At 64.8% G+C, this 1,409-nt stretch carries 1 protein-coding gene and 1 pseudogene; one reads left to right on the forward strand and one right to left on the reverse strand.

Annotated features, from left to right (window positions below):
• Positions 1 to 470, forward strand: a pseudogene (locus EOA27_RS36510) (serine kinase); the annotation flags it as partial.
• On the opposite strand, the gene EOA27_RS36515 reads toward EOA27_RS36510, so the two are convergent.
• Positions 458 to 1,409: nucleotidyltransferase family protein (locus tag EOA27_RS36515; RefSeq protein ID WP_127258717.1), on the reverse strand; the 952-nt coding region annotated here is incomplete at its 5' end. The pseudogene EOA27_RS36510 and the gene EOA27_RS36515 sit on opposite strands and share 13 nt — an antisense overlap.

Consider the following 1,409-nt stretch of genomic DNA (forward strand, 5'->3'; position numbering starts at 1 on the left):
GTTCCGACGACGTCATGATCCTCAGGGCGACACAGGACGGCGTCACGGCCTGGGGCATGCCGCGTAAAGTGAAGATCCATCGCAACACCGCGGCGATGCTGCCTTTCGTGTCGCCCTACCTTGGCGAGACATGGGATGCTGAGGGCGAGCAGGCCGTGTCGCTCGATCGCCTTGGCGAGATCATCCGTGTCGAGGATGTTCGCGCCAGGCCGGTCGCGGCTCTTCTTCATCTTGCCCGCTCGGCCGATGGCAAGACAAGGCTGGTGCCCATGGCCAGGACCGATGCCATGGTGGCTTTGGCCGCCGACAATGTGAGGACCGGCATGACCGGCCTTTTGCCGCTGCAGAAAAGGCGAATGGCGACGATCGCAATATTGGTCAAGACGGTGCCGACCTTCACGCTGGAAGTGGGCGCGAGGCCGGTCGAAGCGGCGCAGCTGATCCGCGCCGCTCTGGGTCAAGCCGGATAGGGCCGTGCCCGCGCCAGCCTCTGCACCCAGCGGAAAGCGTCGCGGCTGAGGCGCGAGCGCAGCTTTTCGCGCGAGTTGACGCGCAGCAGCATGTTGCCGGTGATCAGCCATTTCGCCAGCCTTATCGAGAGGTTCGGCTTGATGCGGTTCGCAAGCTCGATCGCGCGCGGCGCGCCGAACAGACGTCCGGTGACGTTGAGGACCGTCGCCAGCTCAAGCTCTATGCCGGTCATGCGGGCCGCCTCCAGCAGGCGCGCTTCATCTTCCGGCGATCTCAGCGCCCGCACGCCTTGCAGCACGTCGACACATAGCTGCAGCCGGTGGAATTTGTGGCCGCCGGCGGCATGGACGATGGCGATGGTCAGAAGCGCGGCCGGCGTATCGGTTTCGCCGCCGTCGATCGCCTGCAGCTCGGGGAAGCCGAGCGACAGGCGCCGGCGCATGCCGGTGTCGTGCACCAGATTGCCGTGCAGCTCGATCAGCAGGCTGGAATTCTCTTTCTCCAGCCATTTGAATTCCTGCAGCTCGTGCGAGAGGGTCTCGCCGCTGCCGAGCTCAAAGCCGCATTCGGCGATCGTCCTGTTGGCTTCCTCGATGCCGGTCGGGTCGACGAGAATGTCGATATCGGTGAACGGCCGGTCGGCAAGTTGGCTATAGAGCCTGCGCGCGAACACCGGCCCCTTGACGATCCGGGCCGGAACGCCTTTCGCCGCCAGCGCCTTCATAATGCGATCGCCGTGATATTGCAGCAGCATCGACTGCCCGGTCGCCATCGTCATCTGGTCGCGCAACTCGGCAAGCTTTTGCCGCAGACCCGCGTCTTTCGGCAGATTGGCGTCGCCGCGTTCCCTGAACTTGCGCAGCACGATCGGCAGCACGCCGTGGAACTCCGCATTGGCGAGCAGCGCCAACAGGTCACCTGCGGAAACGTCCTTGCCC

The sequence above is a fragment of the Mesorhizobium sp. M2A.F.Ca.ET.037.01.1.1 genome (genome assembly GCF_003998075.1).
In the GTDB taxonomy this organism is placed as follows: Bacteria; Pseudomonadota; Alphaproteobacteria; order Rhizobiales; family Rhizobiaceae; genus Mesorhizobium.